This is a genomic window from Streptomyces sp. NPDC055140, from assembly GCF_053607285.1.
In genome coordinates, this window is record NZ_JBSGTG010000004.1 from 79807 (window position 1) to 99704 (window position 19898).

A 19898-nucleotide genomic window follows, 5' to 3' on the forward strand; every position below is an offset into this window, starting at 1 on the left:
TTCGCGCTGCATGACGCGGCGCTGTGCGTTCGCTCTGAAGAAGGCGCGGAGACCGCCCGTTCAGAGCCCGCTCAGAGGTTCGCGCCGCAGAGTTGCGTTCTGTCCCCACCCCGAACGACGAGGAGCCGCTCCGGTGACCACCACGCACAGCGCCCCGCCGCTCCGCCACCGGGCCCCGCGCCAGGTGCGCCGTCACTCCCCCGCAGTGCCGCTCCTGGCCGCCGCGTGCGCGGGCGGGGCCGCGGTGCTCGCCCTGTGGTGGCAGGGCACCGGCGTCGTCTCCGGCGCCGACGGCTGGCTGACGGGGGCGGGCCGGATCATGGGGCTGATGTGCGGCTACATGTGTGCGCTGCTCGTCGCCCTGATGGCGCGTGTGCCGCTTCTGGAGAAGGGGCTCGGCAGCGACAGGACCGCGCGTTGGCACGCCTCGGCCGGCCGCTGGACGGTCGGCCTGCTCCTGGGCCACATCGTCCTGATCACGCTCGGCTACGCGGCGCAGAGCCGTACCGATCCGGTGTCCGAGCTCGGCACGATCGTCCTCGACTACCCGGAGATGCTGAAGGGCACCCTGGGCGCGGCCGTGCTCGTGCTGGTGGGGTTCGTGTCGGCCCGGGCGGTGCGCCGCCGGATGCGGTACGAGACCTGGTACTACCTGCACGTCCTGACGTATGCCGCGATCTTCCTCGCGTTCGGGCACCAGCTGGCGCTCGGGGCCGACTTCGCGGGCGGGGCCGCCGCCCGCACGGCCTGGTACGTCCTCTATCTGGGCGTGGCCGCGCTCGTGCTGTGGTTCCGGGTGCTGGTACCGGTGCGGCTCAACCTCCGGCACCGGCTGCGCGTCGAGGCCGTCGTGCGGGAGGCGCCGGGGGTGACGTCGGTGTGGGTGAGCGGACGGCAGCTGGAGAGGCTGGGCGCGCAGCCGGGGCAGTTCTTCCGCTGGCGGTTCCTGGCGCCCGGCATGTGGGGCGCCTCGCACCCGTACTCCCTGTCGGCGGTGCCGCGCGGCGGGTTCCTGCGGATCACGGTGAAGGCGCTCGGCGACCACAGCGCGTCCGTCGCGGGCCTCGCCCGGGGCACGCGGGTCTGGGCGGAGGGACCGTACGGGGCTCTGACGGCGGGGCTGCGGCGGTCACGCCGTGTGCTGCTGGTCGCGGGCGGCACGGGCATCACGCCGCTGCGCACGCTCTTCGAGACGCTGCCGGCGGCGCCGGGCGATCTCACGCTGCTGTACCGGGCGCGCACCGCCGACGACCTGGCGCTGCGCGGCGAGCTGGAGTCGATCGCCGCCGGCCGGGGTGCCCGTCTCGTGTACGCGCTGAACGACGCCGACGGCACCCGCGCGGCGATCACGGCGGACGGCCTGCGCCGGATGCTCCCCGACCTCGCGGCCCACGACGTGTACCTGTGCGGGCCGCACGGCCTCGCCCTCGCCTCGTACGACGCCCTGCGCGAGGCCGGGGTGCCCGCTTCCCGTGTCCACTACGAGTCCTTCGAGCTGTGAGCCGCGCCATGAGAGCCCATCCGATCCGCCGCACCGTCCTGACCTGCGTCGCGACCGTCACCGTCACGACACTGGCGCTCGCGCTGAAACCGCACGGACAGCCGGTCACGACGTCCTCGCCGACGCGGCCGTCCGACTCGGCGGATTCGTCGGCCGCGTCGGGCGGTTCCTCCGGCACGGGGACCGGCAAGCGGACCCTCACGGGCGAGACGGTCCAGACGCGTTACGGCCCCGTCCAGGTCGAGATCACCGTCGACGGCTCGAAGATCACCGCCGCCCGTGCCGTCAAGACCCCGTCCGGGGACCGGCGCAGCCAGGACATCGCCTCGTCCTCGGTGCCGACCCTCGTGCAGGAGACCCTGGACGCCCAGAGCGCCCGGATCGACACGGTCTCCGGCGCCACGTTCACCAGCGAGGGCTACATGACCTCGCTGCAGAGCGCGCTGGACCAGGCCCATGGGTGACGCGGCGGAACTTCACCGGGTCGTGCACACCATGGGCACGGTCTTCTCGATCACCGTGCGGGGCACCGATGTGGGACCACGGGCGCTCGACGAGGCCCAGGCGTGGCTGCGGCACGTGGACGCGGTCTTCTCGACGTACCGCGAGGACAGCGCGGTCAGCCGGATCGCCCGGGGTGAACTCGCGCCCGAGGACTGCGCGCCCGAGGTCCGCGAAGTGCTGGGGCGTTGCGCGCGGGCGGAGGAGCACACCGGTGGCTGGTTCACGACGGGCCACTCGGGTGGCTTCGATCCGAGCGGCCTCGTCAAGGGGTGGGCGGTGGAGCGGGCGGCGGAGGGACTGCGCGCCGCGGGCGCGACCGGTGTCTGTGTGAACGGCGGCGGCGACGTACAGCTCCACGGCGGCCTGTGGCGAGTCGGCATCGCCCATCCGCTGCGGCCGGGTCAGGTGGCGGCGGTCGTCGAGTCCCTGCAGGGGGCGCTCGCGGTCGCCACGTCGGGTCCCGCGGAGCGCGGCTGCCACATCGTCGACCCGCACACCGGGCGGGCGCCCGTGGCCGGTCTCGCGTCCCTGACCGTGGTCCACGAGGGGCTCACCGACGCGGACACCTGGGCGACCGCCGCGTACGCGATGGGCCCGCGGGCGCGGGCGTGGCTGGAGGCGCAGCCCGGCGTCACGGCGTTCGCGGTGACGGCGGACGGGGAGACGTGGTCGGTGAGCCCGTAGGACCTGGCCGGTGCCCCTGTGGAACCGCGAGGGAAATGTGGCGATCCGATGAAGATGTAGGGACCACATAACGAGACGGGGTTGCGGGCACGCCGGGCGGCGGCGTTGCATCGCCCGGTGCAGACCGAACAGTTGATCCCCCAGCCGACGGACACCGGCAATCGCGCGGCGCGCCTGGCCGTGACCGTGTTCCCCGTACTCGTGCTCGCGGCGGGCGGTATCGGGCTCGCCCTGCCGGACGCCTTCGTGAGCTGGAAGACGAACGTCCCGTACCTGCTGGGTGTGGTGATGTTCTGCATGGGTCTCACGATGACCCCGCACGACTTCAAGGGCGTCGCGAAGCGGCCCTGGGCCGTCGGCCTCGGGCTCGTCGCGCACTACGTGATCATGCCGGGGCTCGGCTGGCTGATAGCCAACGCCCTCGACCTGCCGCCCCAGTTGGCGGCGGGCGTGATCCTCGTGGGCTGCGCCCCCAGCGGCACGGCCTCCAATGTGGTGACCTATCTGGCGCGCGGCGACGTGGCCCTGTCCGTCTCCGTCGCCACCGTCTCGACCGTGCTCGCCCCGCTCGTCACGCCGCCGCTGACCCTGCTCCTCGCGGGCGAGTTCCTGCCCGTGGACGCGGGGTCGATGGTCACGGACATCCTCAAGACCGTGCTCCTGCCGGTCATCGCGGGGCTGCTGGTGCGCCTGGTCCTCGGCCGGTACGTCGACCGGGTGCTCGGCGTCCTGCCCTGGCTGTCGGCGCTGACCATCGCCGTCATCGTCGCCGTGGTCGTCGCGGGCAGCGCGACGGCGATCAAGTCGGCGGCCGGGCTCGTCCTGCTGGCCGTCGTCCTCCACAACGGCCTCGGCCTCGCGCTCGGCTACGGCGCCGGAAAGCTGGCCCGCCTCGGGGCACCCGCGTCCCGCGCGATGGCGTTCGAGGTCGGCATGCAGAACTCGGGGCTCGCCGCATCGCTCGCCACGGCCCACTTCAGCCCGCTCGCGGCGCTCCCCGCGGCGGTGTTCTCCGTCTGGCACAACGTGTCGGGCGCCCTGGTCGCGGCCTGGATGTCGTACCGGGCGCGCCGCGCCGAGCAGGCCTGAGGAACGCGAAAGCGCCCCGGACCGCCCGTGAATCCCGGGCGGTCCGGGGCGCGAACCCGAACGATTCAGCTCACTCAGTGGTCGTTCTGGGCGAGCCGCAGCAGATGGTCGGCGAGCTCCTGCCCGCCGGCCGGGTCGCGGCTGATCAGCATCAAGGTGTCGTCACCCGCGATCGTGCCCAGGATCACCTGGAGTTCCGCCTGGTCGATCGCCGACGCGAGGAACTGGGCGGCGCCGGGTGGGGTGCGCAGGACCACGAGGTTCGCCGAGGCCTCCGCGGAGATCAGCAGCTCCCCCGCGAGCCGCCGCATCCGCTCCTCCTTGGCCGAGCCGCCGAGCGGGGCCTGCGGGGTGCGGAAGCCGCCCTCGCTGGGCACCGCGTAGATCAGCTCGCCGCCGGTGTTGCGGATCTTGACCGCGCCCAGCTCGTCCAGGTCCCGGGAGAGCGTCGCCTGCGTGACCGTGAGGCCGTCGTCGGCGAGCAGCTTCGCCAGCTGGCTCTGCGAGCGCACCGGCTGCCGGTTGAGGATGTCCACGATCCGGCGGTGGCGCGCGGTGCGGGTCTGCGGCACGGCGGGTCCCGCGGCGTGCTCGTTGTCCTGCGCCTGACTCATCGTCGTCGTCCCATTCCTCAGGATCGTCCTTCCCCGTCGGCCCCTTCGAGGGCCTTGTCCAGAACGCCGGGCAGTGCCTGGAGCAGGCTGTCCACCTCGTCGTCGTGGAGGTTGAGCGGCGGCATGAGCCGTACGACATCGGGGGCGGGCGCGTTCACCAGGAGGCCGGCGTCCTGAGCCGCCTGCTGCACCTGGGGCGCCAGCGGCTCGGTGAGCACGATACCCAGGAGGAGCCCGGCGCCCCTTACGTGGCCGACGAGCGGGTGCCCGAGTGAGGCGATTCCGTCTCTCAACCGCGCCTCGGCGCGCTTCACGTTGTCCAGGAGGCCCTCTCCCGCGACGGTGTCGAGCACCGCGAGGCCGGCCGCGCAGGCGACGGGGTTCCCGCCGAACGTCGTGCCGTGGTGACCGGGCCTGAGCAGCTCGGCCGCCTCGCCGAACGCGACGGTCGCGCCGATGGGCAGTCCGCCGCCGAGCCCCTTGGCGAGCGTGACGACGTCGGGGTCGATGCCCTCCTCCGCCTGGTACGCGAACCAGTGGCCGGTCCTGCCGATGCCGGTCTGCACCTCGTCGAGGACGAGGAGGGTGCCGGTGGCCCGGGTGATCTCCCTGGCCGCCCTGAGGTACCCGGCGGGCGGCACGACGACGCCGTTCTCACCCTGGATCGGCTCGATGATCACGAACGCGGTCTCTTCCGTGACCGCCGCCCGCAGCGCCTCGGCATCGCCGTACGGGACATGCGTGACGTCGCCGGGCAGCGGTACGAACGGCTCCTGCTTGCCGGGCTGACCGGTCAGCGCGAGGGAGCCCATCGTCCGGCCGTGGAAGCCGCCCTGGGTGGCGACCATGTGCGAACGGCCCGTCAGGCGGCCGATCTTGAAGGCGCCCTCGTTGGCCTCGGCGCCCGAGTTGCAGAAGTACACGCGGCCGGACCGGCCGAAGAGCTGGAGGAGCCGTTCGGCGAGCGCGACGGGCGGCTCGGCGACGAAGAGGTTCGAGACATGGCCGAGGGAGGCGATCTGCTCGGTGACCGCCTGGACGACCGCGGGGTGCGCGTGGCCGAGGGCGTTGACCGCGATGCCGCCGACGAAGTCGACGTACTCCTTGCCGTCGGCGTCCCACACCTTGGCGCCCGCGCCGCGGACGAGGGGCAGCCTGGGCGTGCCGTAGTTGTCCATGAGCGCGCCCTGCCAGCGCGCGGTCAGCTCCTGGTTGCTCATGACTCCCCCTGTACGTCGATGGCGCTCACGTCGGTGGCCTCGGGGGCGTCCGGCACGACCATCGTGCCGATGCCCTCGTCGGTGAAGATCTCCAGCAGGATCGAGTGCGGGACCCGGCCGTCGATGACGCGGGCGGTCGTCACGCCGCCCCGCACGGCGTGCAGGCAGCCCTCCATCTTGGGCACCATGCCGCTGGCCAGCTCGGGAAGGAGCTTCTCCAGCTCCTTGGCGGTGAGCCTGCTGATGACCTCGTCGGAGTTCGGCCAGTCCTCGTAGAGGCCCTCGACGTCGGTCAGGACCATCAGGGTCTCGGCGCCCAGCGCCGCAGCGAGTGCCGCAGCCGCCGTATCGGCATTGACGTTGTAGACGTGTCCGTCGTCCTGGGAGCGGGCGATCGAGGAGACGACCGGGATGCGGCCGTCGGCGAGCAGGGCCTCGATGGCGCCGGTGTCGATCTGGGTGATCTCACCGACCCGGCCGATGTCGATCAGTTCGCCGCCGATCTCGGGCTTGTGCTTGGTGGCGGTGATGGTGTGCGCGTCCTCGCCGGTGAGGCCGATGGCGAGCGGGCCGTGTTCGTTGAGCAGCCCGACGAGCTCGCGCTGCACCTGGCCGGCCAGGACCATCCGCACGACGTCCATCGCGTCCTCGGTGGTCACCCGCAGGCCCGCCTTGAACTCGCTGACGATGCCGTGCCGGTCGAGGGCCTTGCTGATCTGCGGTCCGCCGCCGTGCACGACGACGGGCTTGAGGCCCGCGTGGTGCAGGAAGACGACGTCCTGGGCGAAGGCGGCCTTGAGGTCCTCGTCGATCATGGCGTTGCCGCCGAACTTGATGACGACCGTCTTGCCCTGGTGCCGGGTGAGCCAGGGCAGCGCCTCGATGAGGATCTGCGCCTTGGGCAGCGCCGTGTGCTTCCGTGTCGTGCTCATGAGCTGTACGCGCTGTTCTCGTGGACGTAGTCCGCGGTCAGGTCGTTCGTCCAGATCGTCGCGGTCTCGGAGCCGGCCGCCAGGTCGGCGGTGATGACGACCTCCCGGAAGCGCATGTCGACGAGCTCGCGGTCCTCGCCGACGCCGCCGTTCTTGCAGACCCAGACGCCGTTGATGGCGACGTTCAGCTGGTCGGGCTCGAAGGCGGCGGACGTCGTACCGATCGCGGACAGCACCCGGCCCCAGTTGGGGTCCTCGCCGTGGATCGCGCACTTGAGGAGGTTGTTACGGGCGATGGAGCGGCCCACCTCGACGGCGTCGTCCTCGGTCGCGGCGTTGATGACGTCGACCTTGATCTCCTTGCTGGCGCCCTCGGCGTCGCCGATGAGCTGACGTCCGAGGTCGTCGCAGACCGTGCGGACGGCCTCGGCGAACTCGGCGTATTCGGGGGCGACTTCGGCGGCACCGGAGGCAAGGAGCAGCACGGTGTCGTTCGTCGACATGCAGCCGTCGGAGTCGACGCGGTCGAAGGTGACCTTGGTGGCGTCCCGCAGGGCCTTGTCCAGGACGTCGGCCTCCAGGTCGGCGTCCGTCGTCAGGACGACGAGCATGGTGGCGAGGCCGGGGGCGAGCATGCCCGCGCCCTTGGCCATGCCGCCGACCGTCCATCCGTCGCCCTCGAACACCGCGGTCTTGTGCACGGAGTCGGTGGTCTTGATGGCGACGGCGGCCTTCTCACCGCCGTGCGGGCTGAGCTGGGCGGCCGCCGTGTCGACACCGGGCAGGAGCTTGTCCATGGGGAGGAGTTCGCCGATGAGGCCGGTCGAAGCGACGGCGACCTCGCCCGCGTTCAGGCCGAGCACCTCCGCGACCTTCTCCGCCGTGGCGTGCGTGTCCTGGAAGCCCTTGGGACCCGTACAGGCGTTGGCGCCACCGGAGTTGAGGACGACGGCGGACACGAGCCCGCCCTTGAGGACCTGCTCCGACCAGAGCACCGGCGCGGCCTTCACACGGTTGGAGGTGAAGACGCCGGCGGCGGCCAGGCGGGGCCCGCTGTTGACCACGAGGGCCAGGTCCGGGTTGCCGTTCTGCTTGATCCCGGCGGCGATGCCCGCGGCCGTGAATCCCTTGGCTGCCGTCACACTCACTGGGACTCCTTGTTCGCTTCTCCGCCCGCGCGGCGCAGCGGCGCGGCCTTCTCCCCCAGTGCCTCAAGGGCCTGGGATGTGCCCCCGGTCTGCGGCCCGGCGGCCGCACGTGCGTCGCTCACGGCGCGACTCCGATCGTGGTGAGCCCAGTGGTCTCGTCGAGACCGAGGGCGATGTTCATGCTCTGGAGGGCGCCGCCCGCGGTGCCCTTGGTGAGGTTGTCGATGGCGCTGATCACGATGATCCGGCCGGCCGCCGAGTCGTACGCGACCTGCACCTGCACGGCGTTCGAGCCGTACACCGAAGAGGTCGCGGGCCACTGCCCCTGCGGGAGCAAGTGCACGAACGGCTCGTCGGCGAAGGCCTTCTCGTAGACGGCCCGTACGCTCTCGGCGCTCACGCCCGGCTTCGCCTTGGCGCTGCACGTGGCGAGGATGCCGCGCGGCATCGGGGCCAGCGTCGGCGTGAAGGAGACGGAGACCGGCACACCGGCGACCGCGCCCAGGTTCTGGATCATCTCGGGGGTGTGCCGGTGGCCGCCGCCCACGCCGTACGGGGACATGGAGCCCATGACCTCGGAGCCCAGGAGGTGCGACTTGGGCGCCTTGCCCGCACCGGACGTCCCGGACGCGGCGACGATCACGGCCTCCGGCTCGGCGAGCCCGGCCTCGTACGCGGGGAAGAGCGCGAGGGAGACGGCGGTCGGGTAGCAGCCGGGGACCGCGATGCGCTTGGCGCCCTCCAGCGCGGCGCGCGCACCGGGCAGCTCGGGAAGCCCGTAGGGCCAGGTCCCGGCGTGCGCGCTGCCGTAGAACTTCTCCCAGTCGCCCTCGTCCTTCAGCCGGAAGTCGGCGCCCATGTCCACGACGAGCGTGTCCTCGCCGAGCTGCTCGGCGACGGCGGCGGACTGCCCGTGCGGCAGCGCGAGGAAGACCACGTGGTGACCGGAGAGCACCTCGGCGGTCGTCGGCTCGAGGATGCGGTCGGCCAGCGGCACCAGGTGCGGCTGGAGCGCACCGAGGGCCTGCCCCACGTTCGAGTTGCCGGTCAGGGCGCCGATCTCCACATTGGGATGAGCGAGCAGCAGACGCAGCAGCTCTCCGCCCGCGTATCCGCTTGCCCCTGCCACTGCTACACGTACCGCCATGGAACCCTCCTCTTGGATGGCATGACTATACGCAGTAATGCACGTTTATGCAATGCGAGTGATCGCCGGAGCCGCGGTGCCGTCAGTCGGCGATCAGCTGGTCCCCGCCGCGCAGACCCTGGCGTGAGGCGGCGCGCTCGCGCTGGCGGCGTACGAGGTAGCGGCCGGGGGCGATGCCGGTACCGCCGTGTTCGGGGTGGATGAGATAGGCGACGGCGGTGTTCTCGATCAGGCCGAGCGCGAGGCCCGTGGGGTCGGCGACGCGGGCCGTCCAGTCGCAGGCGCCCTCGTCCGCGACGAGGGTGTGCGGATTACCGCCCGCGGCGCTGCGCAGGAGCTCGATCCCGGCCGCGGGGACGCGCCGCCGGTCGGAGCGCCACGGCTCGCGGAGATGCCGGGCGACGAAGGCGTAGGGGATGACGATCAGGTCGCCCTGGGCCTGGAGGCCGTCGACGACCGGGATGGTCACCTCGCGTTCGAGGTGGTCGAGCACGTCGAGTCCGGTGCGGGCGGTGAGGTCGGCGAGGGTGGGCGCGGTGGTCAGGGGCATGGGCGTGGTCATGTTCATCACCTCGGGTGTGTGAAGGGGTGGGTCGACGTTCAGGTGCGGCGCAGGAGTTGTGCGTAGTGCTCGCCGGAGAGGCCGTACGACCAGCCGGCCGCCGCGACCGGGTCGTCGAAGTGGGCCGGCACGCTCAACCCGTAACGGCGCCGGTGCCCGTCGGGTTCGACGGATCCGTTCACCGCGAGCAGCAGCCGCGTGGGCCGTCCCCACAGGGCGAGCGGTACGTCGAACAGCTGGAGTTCGGAGTCCGGGTTGCCGGGGTCGGGCGCCGAGCTCACCAGGCGCAGTCCGGCGCGCACGATGTAGCGGGCCCAGCCGATGCGCTCGATGGCGCTGCGCCTGACCTCGACGTTCGGTTCGGCGTGAATGCGCTCGGGGGTCGGGTCGGTGAGGACCCATTCCGGTACGTGGGCGCCGTGCAGGACGTGCACGGCGGCGCCGTCGGTGTATCGGACGGCCGGGGCGTCGTCACGGTGCAGCCTCAACTCGCCGTGCAGGGAGCCTGGTTGGAGCTCTGTGTGGATCTCGGCCGGCCGCTCGGACATGACGCAGACGCCCTCGCCCGGCCACCACCAACCGGTGGAGCGGGCGAGTTCGGCCCACAGGCCGAGATGCGCCACGTCGTCGTGGGCGTAGGTGGCGAGGCCTACGCGGGCGCGTACGTCGTAGTGGGCGATCCACGCGGCGTCGTGCTGGCCGTACCAGGTGAGGGCGGCCGCCTCCCCCTCGGTGCGCATCAGTTCCGCGCGGATCGGGGCGCGGACCGCGTCGTCGACGGTCGTGCGCAGTGGGTGGCGTCCGACGGCGTCGACCACGTCGCGCACGGGGAATCCCCCGGCCAGTGCCTCGGGGACGGTCATGGTCCTGGGGGCGGTGGTTCCGTGCCAGGGCTGCCAGGCGACGGCCGTCCCGGTCCGTTCGCCCAGGCGTTCGCGGAGGTCGGCGACCAGGTTCGCGAGCCGGGAGACCAGGGGCCAGTCGGCAGGGCGCGCGGGGGCCTCGGTGCCGCGCAGGCGCGGTGGGCGGAAGCGGTGCGGGGCGCCGAGCAGAACCGGTCGCGCCGCGGCGGGAGAGGGCACCCAGACGAAGTCGGGGGCGGGTTCGCCGAGCCGGCGGTACAGGCCGGCGACGGCGGCTTCGGCGCGCGCCCGGTCGGAGGGGCGCGTGGACAGTGCGTGGCGGAGCCAGTCGGTGGCGACGATCTGCGCCAGCTCGACGCGCTCGCCGGAGGAGTGCGGAGGGGTGGACGTGATCTTCGAGGGTCCCCTGCGGGGACGCGTCACCGGGCTCACCGGAGGGTGGCGGTGTCCGCCTTTCCAGTCGTCATGCGGCAGAGCGTGACAGAGGCCGCGCGGGTGGCGCAAGGGATTTCCGGCGGCGTGACCCCGTCGCCGGGCGGGGTCACGGCAGGCGGCAAAATGGGGAGCACGGGCAACGAGATGGGTGGGACGAGATGAGTGAGGCCTGGCCGGTTCCCGACGTGCTGGCCCATCTGGCGGGCCGGTGGCACGTCGAGCGGACGGTACGGGACCTGGCCGACGACGCGGTCGGCACCTTCTCCGGCACCACGGACTTCACGTACGACGACGCGGGCTGGCTGCTGCACCACGAGTCGGGCACCTTCGTGTGGCACGGCACCGCCCGGCCCACCGAGCGCACGCTGCGTTTCCTGCCGGGCGACGGTCCCGGCACGGCCGTCGTGCGGTTCTCCGACGGCCGCTTTTTCCACGACCTGGACCTGCGCACCGGCCGCCACACGGCGGACCACCCCTGCGCGGCGGACCTGTACCGCGGCGAGTTCGAGGTGACGGGACCGGACCACTGGCGGATGGAGTGGCGGGTCAAGGGCCCGGCGAAGGACCTGGTGCTCGCCACCGCGTACACGCGCGCCGCGCCCTGACTCACACCGCGGCGTCGAGCCGCACGCTCCAGCGGCCCGCGCTCCCCGTGAGGACGGCGGCCGACAGAGGGCGTACGTCGATGTTCCAGTACGTCGACGGGGGCGCCTTGAGCGCGTAGACGAGCGCCGCCCGCACGACGGCCGGCTCGGCGACCGCCACGACGGTCGCGCCGTCGTCGTTCGGCCGGGTGTCGAGCCAGCCGCCGACCCGCGATATGAACGCGAGCAGCGGCTCCCCGCCGTGCGGCGCCGAACGCGGGTCACGCAGCCAGGCGTCGACGGCGCCCGGCTCGACGGCCGTCACCTCGGCGAGCGTGCGCCCGCGCCAGCGGCCCATGTCGCAGTCCCGGAGGGCCAGTTGGGCCAGGGGCGCGAGGCCGAGCGCCTCGGCGGTGCCGCGGCTGCGGGCAGTGGGCGCGCAGTAGCGCAGCTCCGCCGCGGCGAGCGGCACCAGCGCGGCCGCGGCCAGCTCCACCTCGTGCCAGCCCGTGTGGTCGAGGGGCCGGTCGTCGTCGAAGCGCTCGGCGAGCAGCGAAGCGCTGCGCGCGGCGGCGAGAAGCGTCACGCGAACGGACATGCGGTGATCGTGGGGCGTGCCCGGGCTGCGGTCAAGAGTCCACGGGGCGTATGCCGGCCGCATGCGCCCCGCCGCGCGCTCACCGCAGGGTGAGCATCATCCAGTTCTCCGGCTCGGCGAGGGGCGCGAAGCCCACCTTGTCGTACACCCCGTGCGCGTCCTGCGTGGCGAGCATGATGCGGCGCAGGCCGAGCGGCTCCAGGTGGCCGCGGACGGCGGCGACGAGCGCGGTGCCCACGTTCTTGCCGCGGACGGCCCGGTCCACGTAGACGTCGCAGAGCCAGGCGAAGGTGGCGTGGTCGGTCACGACACGGGCGTACGCGACCTGCTCACCCGAAGCGGCGTCGTACACACCGAAGTTCAGCGATCCCGCGATCGCCCGGTCCTGGTGTTCGCGGGCGCGGCCCATGGCCCAGTAGGCGTCCGTGGAGAGCCAGCGGTGCACGCGGCCGGCGTCGACGCGGGCGGCGTCGGTCGAGATCTCGTAGCCGTCGGGGAGCGCGAGCGCCGTGGTGCGTGTGTCGGTCATGACGCGAGATTCGCAGGCGGGGCCGGTGTCCGTCGAGCAGGTTTCGGGCGCTGATCCCTCCCGTCGCCTACTCGAGTACCTCGTCGCACGCGGTCCGCAGCCGGCGGATGCCCTCCGTGATCTCCGCGGGCCCGGCGACCGCCGCGAAGCTCAGCCGGATGTGCGGGGCCGGGGGCTCGGCGGAGAAGTAGGGGCGCCCGGGCGCGACGGCGACGCCCGCGCGCAGCGCCCCCGCGACGAGCGCCGCCTCGTCCGTGCCGTCGGGCAGCCGCGGCCACAGCAGATAGCCGCCCAGCGGCACGTGCGCCACGGTGAGTTCGGGCAGGGTGGCGCGCAGGGCCGCTGTCATCATGTCGCGGCGCACCTTCAAGTGGGCGGCCACGGTACGCAGATGGCGCGGCCAGGCCGGTGAGCCGACCAGTTCGAGGGCGGCCTCCTGGAGCGGGCGCGGCACGAAGAAGTGGTCGACGACCTGAATCGCGCGCAGCCGCTCGAGGACGGGGCCGCGCGCGGCGAGGCAGCCGATGCGGAAGCTCGGCGAGGTCGCCTTGGTCAGGGAACAGACATGAACGACGACGCCGTCGTGGTCGTCGGTGGCCAGCGGCCTGGGCAGCGGCCCCGCGTCCTCGTGGACGAGGCGGCGCACGAAGTCGTCCTCGACGATGAACGCGCCGGCCTCGCGCGCGATCCGCAGCACCTCGGGGCGCCGCTGCGCGGAGAGGACCGCGCCCGTGGGGTTCTGGAACAGCGGCTGACACACGAACACACGCGCCCCCGTCGCCCGGAACGCCTCGGCGAGCAGCTCAGGGCGCACCCCGTCCGTGTCGACCGGCACGGGCACGGGCCGCAGCCCCGCCGCGCGCGCGATCGCCAGCATGCCCGGATACGTGGGTGACTCGACGAGGACGGGGGCGCCGGGCGGGGCGAGGGCGCGCAGCGCGGTGGCCAGGGCGGACTGGCCACCGGACGCGATCAGCACCTCGGCGGCGGTGATGGCGCCGCCGATGCCGCGGGCGAACCACTCGCGCAGTTCGGGGATGCCGTCGACCGGGGGCCGCCCCCACGCGCCGGGGCGGCGGCCCGCACGGGCCAGAGCTGCGGCCATGGCGCGTTCCGGCTGGAGCGAGGGGTGCAGATAGCCGCCGTTGAACTCGACGACTCCCGGTGGCGGGGCGGAGAGCGTGACCAGGACTCCGGAGGCGTCCACGGCCCGCGGCACCAGCTCGGTCGCGGAGTCGGCGCTCAGCGCGAGCGCCTGCCAGGAGGTGTCACCGGCCGGCTGTGCAGCGGCGCGGGGCTCCGCGCGGAACGCCCCGGCCCCCGGACGCGTCACGACGAGCCCTTCCGCGGCGAGCTGCGCGAGCGCGCGCGACACAGTCACCGGGCTCACCCGGAACCGTTCGACGAGAGCCCGACTGGACGGCAGCTTTCCACCTGGAGAGTAGCGATCCAGCTCTCCTCGCAGCCGTTCCGCCAGTTCACCCACACTGCTACGCTCATGCATGAGGACAGAGAATAGCGCTACTACCGCCACCGGGATAGCAGTTGACGCGAGCGCGGCCCCCGCCGCGGGCACCGCGACACGTCCTGGCCCCACCCCCCTCACCGCGAAGGCGACCCGGGGCGGGACCGTCCTCGCCGCGCTCGGCGTCACCGCCTTCTCGCTCACCTTCCCGGCCACCGCCTGGGGGCTCGAAGGGTTCGGGCCCTGGAGTCTCGTCACCGTGCGGAGCGTCCTCGCCGCCGTGATCGCCGGCTCTTGTCTGCTCGCGCTGCGCGTCACCGTTCCCGAGCGCCGCCACTGGGCCGGTCTCGCCGTGGTCGGCGCGGGCGTCGTGCTCGGGTTCCCGCTGCTCACGACGCTGGCTCTGGAGACGGCCACCACCGCGCACTCCGCCGTCGTCGTCGGCCTGCTGCCCCTGACGACCGCCCTGCTCTCTGCGCTGCGCACCGGCGCGCGGCCCTCGCGCAGCTTCTGGATCGCGGCGTGCGCGGGCGCCGCCGCCGTGATCGCGTTCACCGTGCAGCAGAGCGGCGGCACGCTCACGACCGCCGACCTGTACCTCTTCGGCGCGCTCCTCATCTGCGCCGCCGGCTACACGGAGGGCGGCCGCCTGGCCCGCGTGATGCCGGGCTGGCAGGTCATCGCCTGGGCACTCGTGATCTGCCTGCCGCTCGCCCTGCCGGGGGCGCTCGTCGCGCTGAGCCACGAGCCGGTGCACCTGACGGGGCACGCCGTCGCGGGGCTGCTCTGGGTGGCCGTGGGCTCGCAGTTCGTGGGCCTGGTCGTCTGGTACCGCGGCATGGCCGTCATCGGCATCCCCAAGGCGAGCCAGCTCCAGCTGGCCCAGCCGCTGCTCACCCTGGTCTGGTCGGTGTTCCTGCTCGGCGAGCACCTCTCCCCCGCCGCGCCCCTGACCGCGGCGGCCGTTCTCGTGTGCATCGCAGTAACCCAACGGTCCCGCGGCTGAGGGTCCCCGACCCCGGGACTCGGTCCTACCCTTGAGATACGGGTCGACGAGGGACGAGGAGGTCACTCACGATGCGTGCCACCAAGGGCGACCATCTGCGGGTGCACGGCAGGACCGTGGGCGAGCACGACCGGGTCGCGGAAATCGTCGAAATCATGGGCCACGACGGCGAGCCGCCGTTCAGGGTCCGCTTCCAGGACGGCCACGAGGCGGTGATGTCACCGGGTCCCGACTCCGTCGTGCAGCACGAGGAGCCGGCCCCCTAGTCACACCTGGCCCTGTCAGTAGTGGTCCTCGACCACCCGGGCCATCGCGCCGATCCGGTCGGCGCCCACCTCCTTCGCCGAGAAGAACACGTGACCGTTCACCTGCGGATAGCGCTCGGCGAAGGTGAGGTGGCGGGAGAGCTCTGCCGGATCCTGCCACTGGGCGGGCTGCGCCGGATCGCCCGCCTTGTAGAGCGCCTCGCCCGCGTAGAGGCGCACCCCCGTCCCGCGTGCGACGTCCGACCACCAGGGAACGAGCTTCGCGTAGTCCGCGGCGGCGAAGCCGATGTTCCAGTAGATCTGCGGGCAGATGTAGTCGATCCAGCGCTCGCGCACCCACTTGCGGGTGTCGGCGTGCAGGTCGTCGTACGTCTGCACCCCGGCCCGGGTGTCCGAGCCGAGCGGGTCCGTCGCGGCGTTGCGCCACACGCCGAAGGGGCTGATCCCGAACTGGGTGCGCGGCCTGATCCGCTTCACGCTCGCGGCCATCTCGCGCACGAGCCGGTCGGTGTTGTCGCGCCGCCATGAGGCCCGGTCGGGGAAGTTCCCGCCGTGCGCCGCGTAGGCGTCGTCGTCGTCGAAGACCTGGCCCGCGACCGGATACGGGTAGAAGTAGTCGTCCCAGTGCACGGCGTCGATGTCGTAGCGGCGGACGGCGTCGAGCATCGCGTCCTGGACGAACTTGCGCACGTCGGGCAGGCCCGGGTTGTAGTAGAGCTTCCCGCCGTAGGGGACGACCCAGTCGGGGTGCCGGCGGGCCGGGTGCGTGGACACGAGGCGGGAGAGGTCCGTGTGGTTCGCGATGCGGTAGGGGTTGAACCAGGCGTGCAGTTCGAGCCCGCGCCGGTGCGCCTCCGCGACGGCCGTGCCGAGAGGGTCCCAGCCCGGATTCTTGCCCTGCACCCCCGTGAGGACCTCCGACCAGGGCTCGTACGGGGAGGGCCACAGCGCGTCGGCCGTCGGCCGTACCTGGAAGACCACGGCGTTCAGGTGCCGGCCCACCGCCGTGTCGAGGTGGGCGATGAGCTCCGCACGCTGCTGGGCCGCGCTCAGACCCGGCTTCGACGGCCAGTCCCGGTTGGCCACCGTCGCCAGCCACATGCCCCGCATGTCGCGGGCCACCGGAGCGTGACGGGACCCGGAGGCGGCCGCGTCCCCCGCCGCGAGCCCGGTCAGCGCGGCCGCCGCCGCGACTGTGAAGCCCCTGCGTGACAAATGCCTCATCCGCCCACCCCCTGACCAACGGGCCCAGCCGTCCCGGGCCGCACTGGGGACAGCATGCCCGACCCGGCCCGCCGTGTACGGGAGGCTCCGAGTAACGTGCAGGGCCGAGGCAGGCGCCGGAACCCGGGGGTCCTGCCGGCCGGAGAACAGCGAAAGGCACGAGGTGACCGACCCTATGGGGGACATCCAGCGCGTCGGAGTGGTGGGCTGCGGCCAGATGGGAGCCGGGATCGCAGAGGTCTGCGCCCGCGCCGGTCTGGACGTCATGGTGGCGGAGACCACCGGAGAGGCCCTGGAGATCGGCCGTACCCGGCTGCACAACTCCCTCTCCAAGGCGGCCGAGCGCGGCAAGATCAGCGCGGAGGAGCTGGCCGAGACCCTGGCCCGCCTGAGCTTCACCACCGACCTCGGGGAGTTCTCCGACCGGGACCTCGTCATCGAGGCCGTCGTCGAGAACGAGCAGGTCAAGACCGAGATCTTCCAGGTGCTCGACCAGGTCGTCACCCGGCAGGACGCCATCCTGGCATCCAACACCTCCTCGATCCCGCTCGTCAGGCTGGCCGTGGCGACCTCGCGCCCCGACCACGTCATCGGTATCCACTTCTTCAACCCGGCGCCCGTGCAGAAGCTTGTCGAGCTGATCCCGGCCCTCACCACCTCCGAGGGCACCATCAGCCGCGCCCAGGCCCTCGTCGAGAAGATCCTCGGCAAGCACGCGATCCGCGCCCAGGACCGCTCCGGCTTCGTGGTCAACGCACTGCTGATCCCGTACCTGCTCTCCGCGATCCGGATGTTCGAGTCGGGCATCGCCAGCCGCGAGGACATCGACAACGGCATGGAGCTCGGCTGCGCCCACCCCATGGGCCCGCTCAAGCTCTCCGACCTCATCGGCCTCGACACCGTCGCCTCGGTCGCCGACTCGATGTACGCCGAGTTCAAGGAGCCTCTGTACGCCGCTCCCCCGCTGCTCCAGCGGATGGTCGACGCGGGCCGTCTCGGCCGCAAGACGGGCTCGGGTTTCTACCAGTACTCGTGACCCCGCGCGGTTCGACGCCGCGTTGACTCTGCGTAGTCGAAAGTTCGGGCCCGGCGCTCTTCGGAGTGCCGGGCCCGAACCATTCGCACACCGTGTGCGCACCGGGCCCGCATATGCCCATCGCACACTCTCCCGCCGTACCCACCAGGCGAGTTGACTTTCCGTGCGTAAGGCAACGGATCTGCCCACTACGGAAAGGAGCCGACCCGTGACCGCCGACCCCGAGCGTGCCGTGGTCCCGGAAGAACTCGCGGAGTTACGCCGCAGCCTCGATGTGGGTCTTGCCCGCGTCGACGGCAAGCTGGCGTTGCTCACCCAGCGCGATGAACAGAGCGTCAAGGATCAGGACGATCTGAGCACCCGGGTCGCCCAGCTCGAGCACACCCGATGGCCGCTGCAGGCCGTCGCCGCGATCACCGCGGCCGGCGCGCTCGCGCTTGCCGTCTGGCAGGCGTTCGGACGTTAGGGTCTTTCGTTCGGATCAGGCCGGGGTGTCCTGCCCCAGCCTGAGATGGTGCAGCATCAGCAGCGCGGCCGCCATGTTGGCGGCCGGGACCTCGCCGCGGGCGACCATGTCGGGGACGAGCTTGAGAGGGACCCACTCCCGGCGGTCCGACTCGAAGTCGTCCTCGGGATGACCGACGTACGAACCCTCCTCGGCCCAGTAGACGTGGTGCCTGGCGTCCTCGAGACCGTTGGACGGCTCCACGCTCATCAGATGGCGTAAGGGTCCCGGCCGCCAGCCGGTCTCCTCCTCCAGTTCCCTGGCGGCCGCGGCGGCGATGTCCTCGCCGTCCTCGACCACCCCCGCCGGGAGCTCCCAGCCCCAGCTGTCGGTGATGAAGCGGTGCCGCCACAGGAGCAGCACCTCGTTGGCCTCATTGACCACGGTGGCCACGGCGACCGGCCGCAGCCGTATGACGAAGTGGTCGAGGTGCCGGCCGTCCGGGAGCTCGACATCCGCGAGATTGACCCGGAACCAGCGGTTTTCATACACAGTTTGTTCGTTCTGTTTCGTCCACTGCACGGTTCTGCCACCTTCCGCCGAGTTAGATGGCAATATCGCAGCAGCGGAGCGTGAGAGAGCGGTACAGGTCCGACTCAGAGCGGTACGCGCAGTGCCCCGTCGATGAGTTCGGCGGCCTCGGCTGTGCCGGCACAGCCGTTGCGCACCAGGTGTTCGCGTACCGCCCGGAGTCTGTCGCGCAGCCGCTGCGACTCCATTCCCCGCGCCCGTTCGGCCATCTCAACGGCAATCGCGACGGCCTTCTCGGCGTTGCCCTGTCTCAGCTCGATCTGGCTGAGCATGGCGAGGCGGTGCACCCGCCCCCGGTCGTGGGCGGGGTTGTGCACGGCCGCCGCCGCGTGTTCACACGCCGAGGTGAGGTCGCCGAGGCTCAACAAGGCCTCCGCCACCTGCACGTTGACGAGTCCGGGCTGGACATAGCCCGTCTCGTCCGGTTCGTGGCCGCGCCGGATACGGTCGGCGGCCGACTCGGCACGCCGGATGCAGGACAGGGCGCTGCTGCCGTCGCCTAGGTGTGCGTACGCCTTGGCCTGCATAGCGTACAGATCCGAGGCGAGCGCGGGCGTGATGTGCCGTCCGGCGGCCCGCAGCGCGGCCTCCGCGAAAGCCACCGACTGCCGGTACTGCCGCATGTGGAGCGACTGGTTGACCAGGAGGGCGATGACATAGGCGCCGAGACCGCGGTCACCGCTCGCCTTGGCTAGGCGCAGGGCCTGGTGGAAGTAGCGCTGGGCGAGGCCGTGCGCGTCGGAGTCATAGGCGCAGATGCCCGCGATGGCGACCAACCCGCCGGTGGCGCGGTGCAGTTGGCGGCCCGTCTCGTCGGTGTAGCTGCCGCGCAGCAGGGGCGCCGCCTCCGTGTTGAGGAAGCCGACGATGCGGGTGCGCGTCGCGATGCCGCCGGCCTTGCGGTACATCTGCTCGTAGTGCGTGCGGGCCGAGCGCATCATCTCCAGGTCGGCGGCGCTGACCCGGTGGCGCCCGCCGCGCGACACATCGGTGTCCTCGGGCGGGTTCTCCCACTCCCATACGGGCATCACGGCCGGGGTCCCTGTGACGGCGGGGGCGCCCAGTATGTGGGGCCGCTGCTGTTCGTCCGAGCGCCACAGGGCGGTGGCCCGCTCGACGAATCCGGACAGGCTCTGGCCGTGCGGGGTGGCCGGTTCGCCGGGCATGCCCAGGCCGATGTCGTCGAGGGTGACGGGGCGGTGCAGGCGGGCGGCGAGGACCTCGCAGATGAGGTCGGGCACCTGGCCTCGTGGCCGCTGGCCCTTCAACCACCGTGCCACGGCGGTGTGTTCGTAGCGCAGGGCGAGTCCCCTGGCGCGGCCCGCCTGGTTCACATGCGCGGCGAGGCCCGCATGGGAGATCCCGGCCTCGTCGAGGATCGCGTCGAGCAAGGTGTTGGGCTGCATGGAGTGCCCTCCGGTGGCTCGGTGCCGTCAGCGTAGTGGAGCGGGCTTC

At 72.3% G+C, this 19898-nt stretch carries 23 protein-coding genes; 9 read left to right on the top strand and 14 right to left on the bottom strand.

Annotated features, from left to right (window positions below):
* Nucleotides 1–133: 133 nt before the first annotated feature.
* The 4 genes from ACWFR4_RS10475 to ACWFR4_RS10490 all read left to right on the top strand — a co-directional run bounded on the left by ACWFR4_RS10475 (nucleotide 134) and on the right by ACWFR4_RS10490 (nucleotide 3778).
* On the top strand, nucleotides 134–1501 hold the full coding sequence (locus tag ACWFR4_RS10475; RefSeq protein ID WP_453651927.1) for a ferredoxin reductase family protein: 1368 nt from the start codon (nucleotides 134–136) through the stop codon (nucleotides 1499–1501).
* An 8-nt stretch (nucleotides 1502–1509) separates the two neighbouring features.
* Nucleotides 1510–1965: an FMN-binding protein gene (locus ACWFR4_RS10480; RefSeq protein WP_453460444.1), complete on the top strand. Its 456-nt coding sequence runs from the start codon at nucleotides 1510–1512 to the stop codon at nucleotides 1963–1965.
* Nucleotides 1958–2689 carry an FAD:protein FMN transferase gene (locus tag ACWFR4_RS10485; protein ID WP_453651929.1) on the top strand — a complete coding sequence of 244 codons (732 nt, stop codon included), beginning with the start codon at nucleotides 1958–1960 and terminating at the stop codon, nucleotides 2687–2689. Before ACWFR4_RS10480 ends, ACWFR4_RS10485 begins: the two co-directional genes overlap by 8 nt.
* A 117-nt stretch (nucleotides 2690–2806) precedes the next feature.
* Complete coding sequence (locus ACWFR4_RS10490; RefSeq protein ID WP_453651931.1) at nucleotides 2807–3778, top strand: bile acid:sodium symporter family protein; 972 nt, start codon at nucleotides 2807–2809, stop codon at nucleotides 3776–3778.
* Between the two features lie 74 nt (nucleotides 3779–3852).
* Here ACWFR4_RS10490 and ACWFR4_RS10495 read toward each other — a convergent pair whose 3' ends face one another.
* The 8 genes from ACWFR4_RS10495 to ACWFR4_RS10530 all read right to left on the bottom strand — a co-directional run bounded on the left by ACWFR4_RS10495 (nucleotide 3853) and on the right by ACWFR4_RS10530 (nucleotide 10687).
* Complete coding sequence (locus tag ACWFR4_RS10495; protein ID WP_453468527.1) at nucleotides 3853–4392, bottom strand: arginine repressor; 540 nt, start codon at nucleotides 4390–4392, stop codon at nucleotides 3853–3855.
* Nucleotides 4393–4409: 17 nt separating this feature from the next.
* Complete coding sequence (locus ACWFR4_RS10500; protein ID WP_453651933.1) at nucleotides 4410–5612, bottom strand: acetylornithine transaminase; 1203 nt, start codon at nucleotides 5610–5612, stop codon at nucleotides 4410–4412.
* Nucleotides 5609–6544, bottom strand: coding sequence for an acetylglutamate kinase (gene argB, locus ACWFR4_RS10505; protein WP_453468525.1), 936 nt, complete (start codon nucleotides 6542–6544; stop codon nucleotides 5609–5611). Before argB ends, ACWFR4_RS10500 begins: the two co-directional genes overlap by 4 nt.
* On the bottom strand, nucleotides 6541–7692 hold the full coding sequence (gene argJ / locus ACWFR4_RS10510) for a bifunctional glutamate N-acetyltransferase/amino-acid acetyltransferase ArgJ (RefSeq protein ID WP_453651935.1): 1152 nt from the start codon (nucleotides 7690–7692) through the stop codon (nucleotides 6541–6543). The genes argB and argJ overlap by 4 nt, the downstream gene beginning before the upstream one ends.
* A complete protein-coding gene (locus ACWFR4_RS10515; RefSeq protein ID WP_453468523.1) occupies nucleotides 7689–7814 on the bottom strand; it encodes a hypothetical protein in 126 nt (41 codons plus the stop codon). Before ACWFR4_RS10515 ends, argJ begins: the two co-directional genes overlap by 4 nt.
* Nucleotides 7811–8839, bottom strand: coding sequence for an N-acetyl-gamma-glutamyl-phosphate reductase (argC, locus tag ACWFR4_RS10520; protein WP_453468522.1), 1029 nt, complete (start codon nucleotides 8837–8839; stop codon nucleotides 7811–7813). Before argC ends, ACWFR4_RS10515 begins: the two co-directional genes overlap by 4 nt.
* An 82-nt stretch (nucleotides 8840–8921) precedes the next feature.
* On the bottom strand, nucleotides 8922–9401 hold the full coding sequence (locus ACWFR4_RS10525; protein ID WP_453651937.1) for a hypothetical protein: 480 nt from the start codon (nucleotides 9399–9401) through the stop codon (nucleotides 8922–8924).
* Between the two features lie 38 nt (nucleotides 9402–9439).
* Nucleotides 9440–10687 carry a DUF6745 domain-containing protein gene (locus ACWFR4_RS10530; RefSeq protein ID WP_453651939.1) on the bottom strand — a complete coding sequence of 416 codons (1248 nt, stop codon included), beginning with the start codon at nucleotides 10685–10687 and terminating at the stop codon, nucleotides 9440–9442.
* A gap of 170 nt (nucleotides 10688–10857) precedes the next feature.
* Here ACWFR4_RS10530 and ACWFR4_RS10535 point away from each other — a divergent pair, with 170 nt between their 5' ends.
* Nucleotides 10858–11304, top strand: coding sequence for a DUF6314 family protein (locus ACWFR4_RS10535; protein WP_453651941.1), 447 nt, complete (start codon nucleotides 10858–10860; stop codon nucleotides 11302–11304).
* 1 nt (nucleotide 11305) lies between these two features.
* Here the strand turns inward: ACWFR4_RS10535 and ACWFR4_RS10540 are convergent, their stop codons facing one another.
* The 3 genes from ACWFR4_RS10540 to ACWFR4_RS10550 all read right to left on the bottom strand — a co-directional run bounded on the left by ACWFR4_RS10540 (nucleotide 11306) and on the right by ACWFR4_RS10550 (nucleotide 13914).
* Nucleotides 11306–11881 (bottom strand): histidine phosphatase family protein, encoded by a 576-nt coding sequence (locus tag ACWFR4_RS10540; RefSeq protein ID WP_453651943.1) that lies wholly within the window; start codon nucleotides 11879–11881, stop codon nucleotides 11306–11308.
* Between the two features lie 79 nt (nucleotides 11882–11960).
* Nucleotides 11961–12410 (bottom strand): GNAT family N-acetyltransferase, encoded by a 450-nt coding sequence (locus ACWFR4_RS10545; RefSeq protein WP_453651945.1) that lies wholly within the window; start codon nucleotides 12408–12410, stop codon nucleotides 11961–11963.
* Nucleotides 12411–12477: 67 nt separating this feature from the next.
* Nucleotides 12478–13914: an aminotransferase-like domain-containing protein gene (locus ACWFR4_RS10550; RefSeq protein WP_453651947.1), complete on the bottom strand. Its 1437-nt coding sequence runs from the start codon at nucleotides 13912–13914 to the stop codon at nucleotides 12478–12480.
* Here ACWFR4_RS10550 and ACWFR4_RS10555 point away from each other — a divergent pair.
* Both ACWFR4_RS10555 and ACWFR4_RS10560 read left to right on the top strand, forming a co-directional pair.
* Complete coding sequence (locus ACWFR4_RS10555) at nucleotides 13913–14881, top strand: DMT family transporter (protein ID WP_453651949.1); 969 nt, start codon at nucleotides 13913–13915, stop codon at nucleotides 14879–14881. The genes ACWFR4_RS10550 and ACWFR4_RS10555 overlap by 2 nt on opposite strands.
* A gap of 71 nt (nucleotides 14882–14952) precedes the next feature.
* Nucleotides 14953–15147, top strand: coding sequence for a DUF1918 domain-containing protein (locus tag ACWFR4_RS10560; protein WP_100597064.1), 195 nt, complete (start codon nucleotides 14953–14955; stop codon nucleotides 15145–15147).
* A gap of 15 nt (nucleotides 15148–15162) precedes the next feature.
* On the opposite strand, the gene ACWFR4_RS10565 is transcribed toward ACWFR4_RS10560, so the two are convergent.
* Complete coding sequence (locus ACWFR4_RS10565; RefSeq protein WP_453651951.1) at nucleotides 15163–16371, bottom strand: glycoside hydrolase family 10 protein; 1209 nt, start codon at nucleotides 16369–16371, stop codon at nucleotides 15163–15165.
* A gap of 175 nt (nucleotides 16372–16546) precedes the next feature.
* On the opposite strand from ACWFR4_RS10565, the gene ACWFR4_RS10570 reads away from it, so the two are divergent.
* Together ACWFR4_RS10570 and ACWFR4_RS10575 are read left to right on the top strand one after the other, a co-directional pair.
* Complete coding sequence (locus ACWFR4_RS10570) at nucleotides 16547–17407, top strand: 3-hydroxybutyryl-CoA dehydrogenase (protein ID WP_453468461.1); 861 nt, start codon at nucleotides 16547–16549, stop codon at nucleotides 17405–17407.
* Between the two features lie 208 nt (nucleotides 17408–17615).
* Nucleotides 17616–17873 carry a hypothetical protein gene (locus ACWFR4_RS10575; protein WP_453468462.1) on the top strand — a complete coding sequence of 86 codons (258 nt, stop codon included), beginning with the start codon at nucleotides 17616–17618 and terminating at the stop codon, nucleotides 17871–17873.
* A 15-nt stretch (nucleotides 17874–17888) separates the two neighbouring features.
* On the opposite strand, the gene ACWFR4_RS10580 is transcribed toward ACWFR4_RS10575, so the two are convergent.
* Nucleotides 17889–18434, bottom strand: a complete 546-nt coding sequence (locus tag ACWFR4_RS10580) for an NUDIX domain-containing protein (RefSeq protein WP_326713921.1) — start codon at nucleotides 18432–18434, stop codon at nucleotides 17889–17891.
* Between the two features lie 74 nt (nucleotides 18435–18508).
* Entirely contained in the window at nucleotides 18509–19849 is a 1341-nt protein-coding gene (locus tag ACWFR4_RS10585; RefSeq protein ID WP_453468463.1) for a transcriptional regulator, read from the bottom strand.
* Nucleotides 19850–19898: the final 49 nt, after the last annotated feature.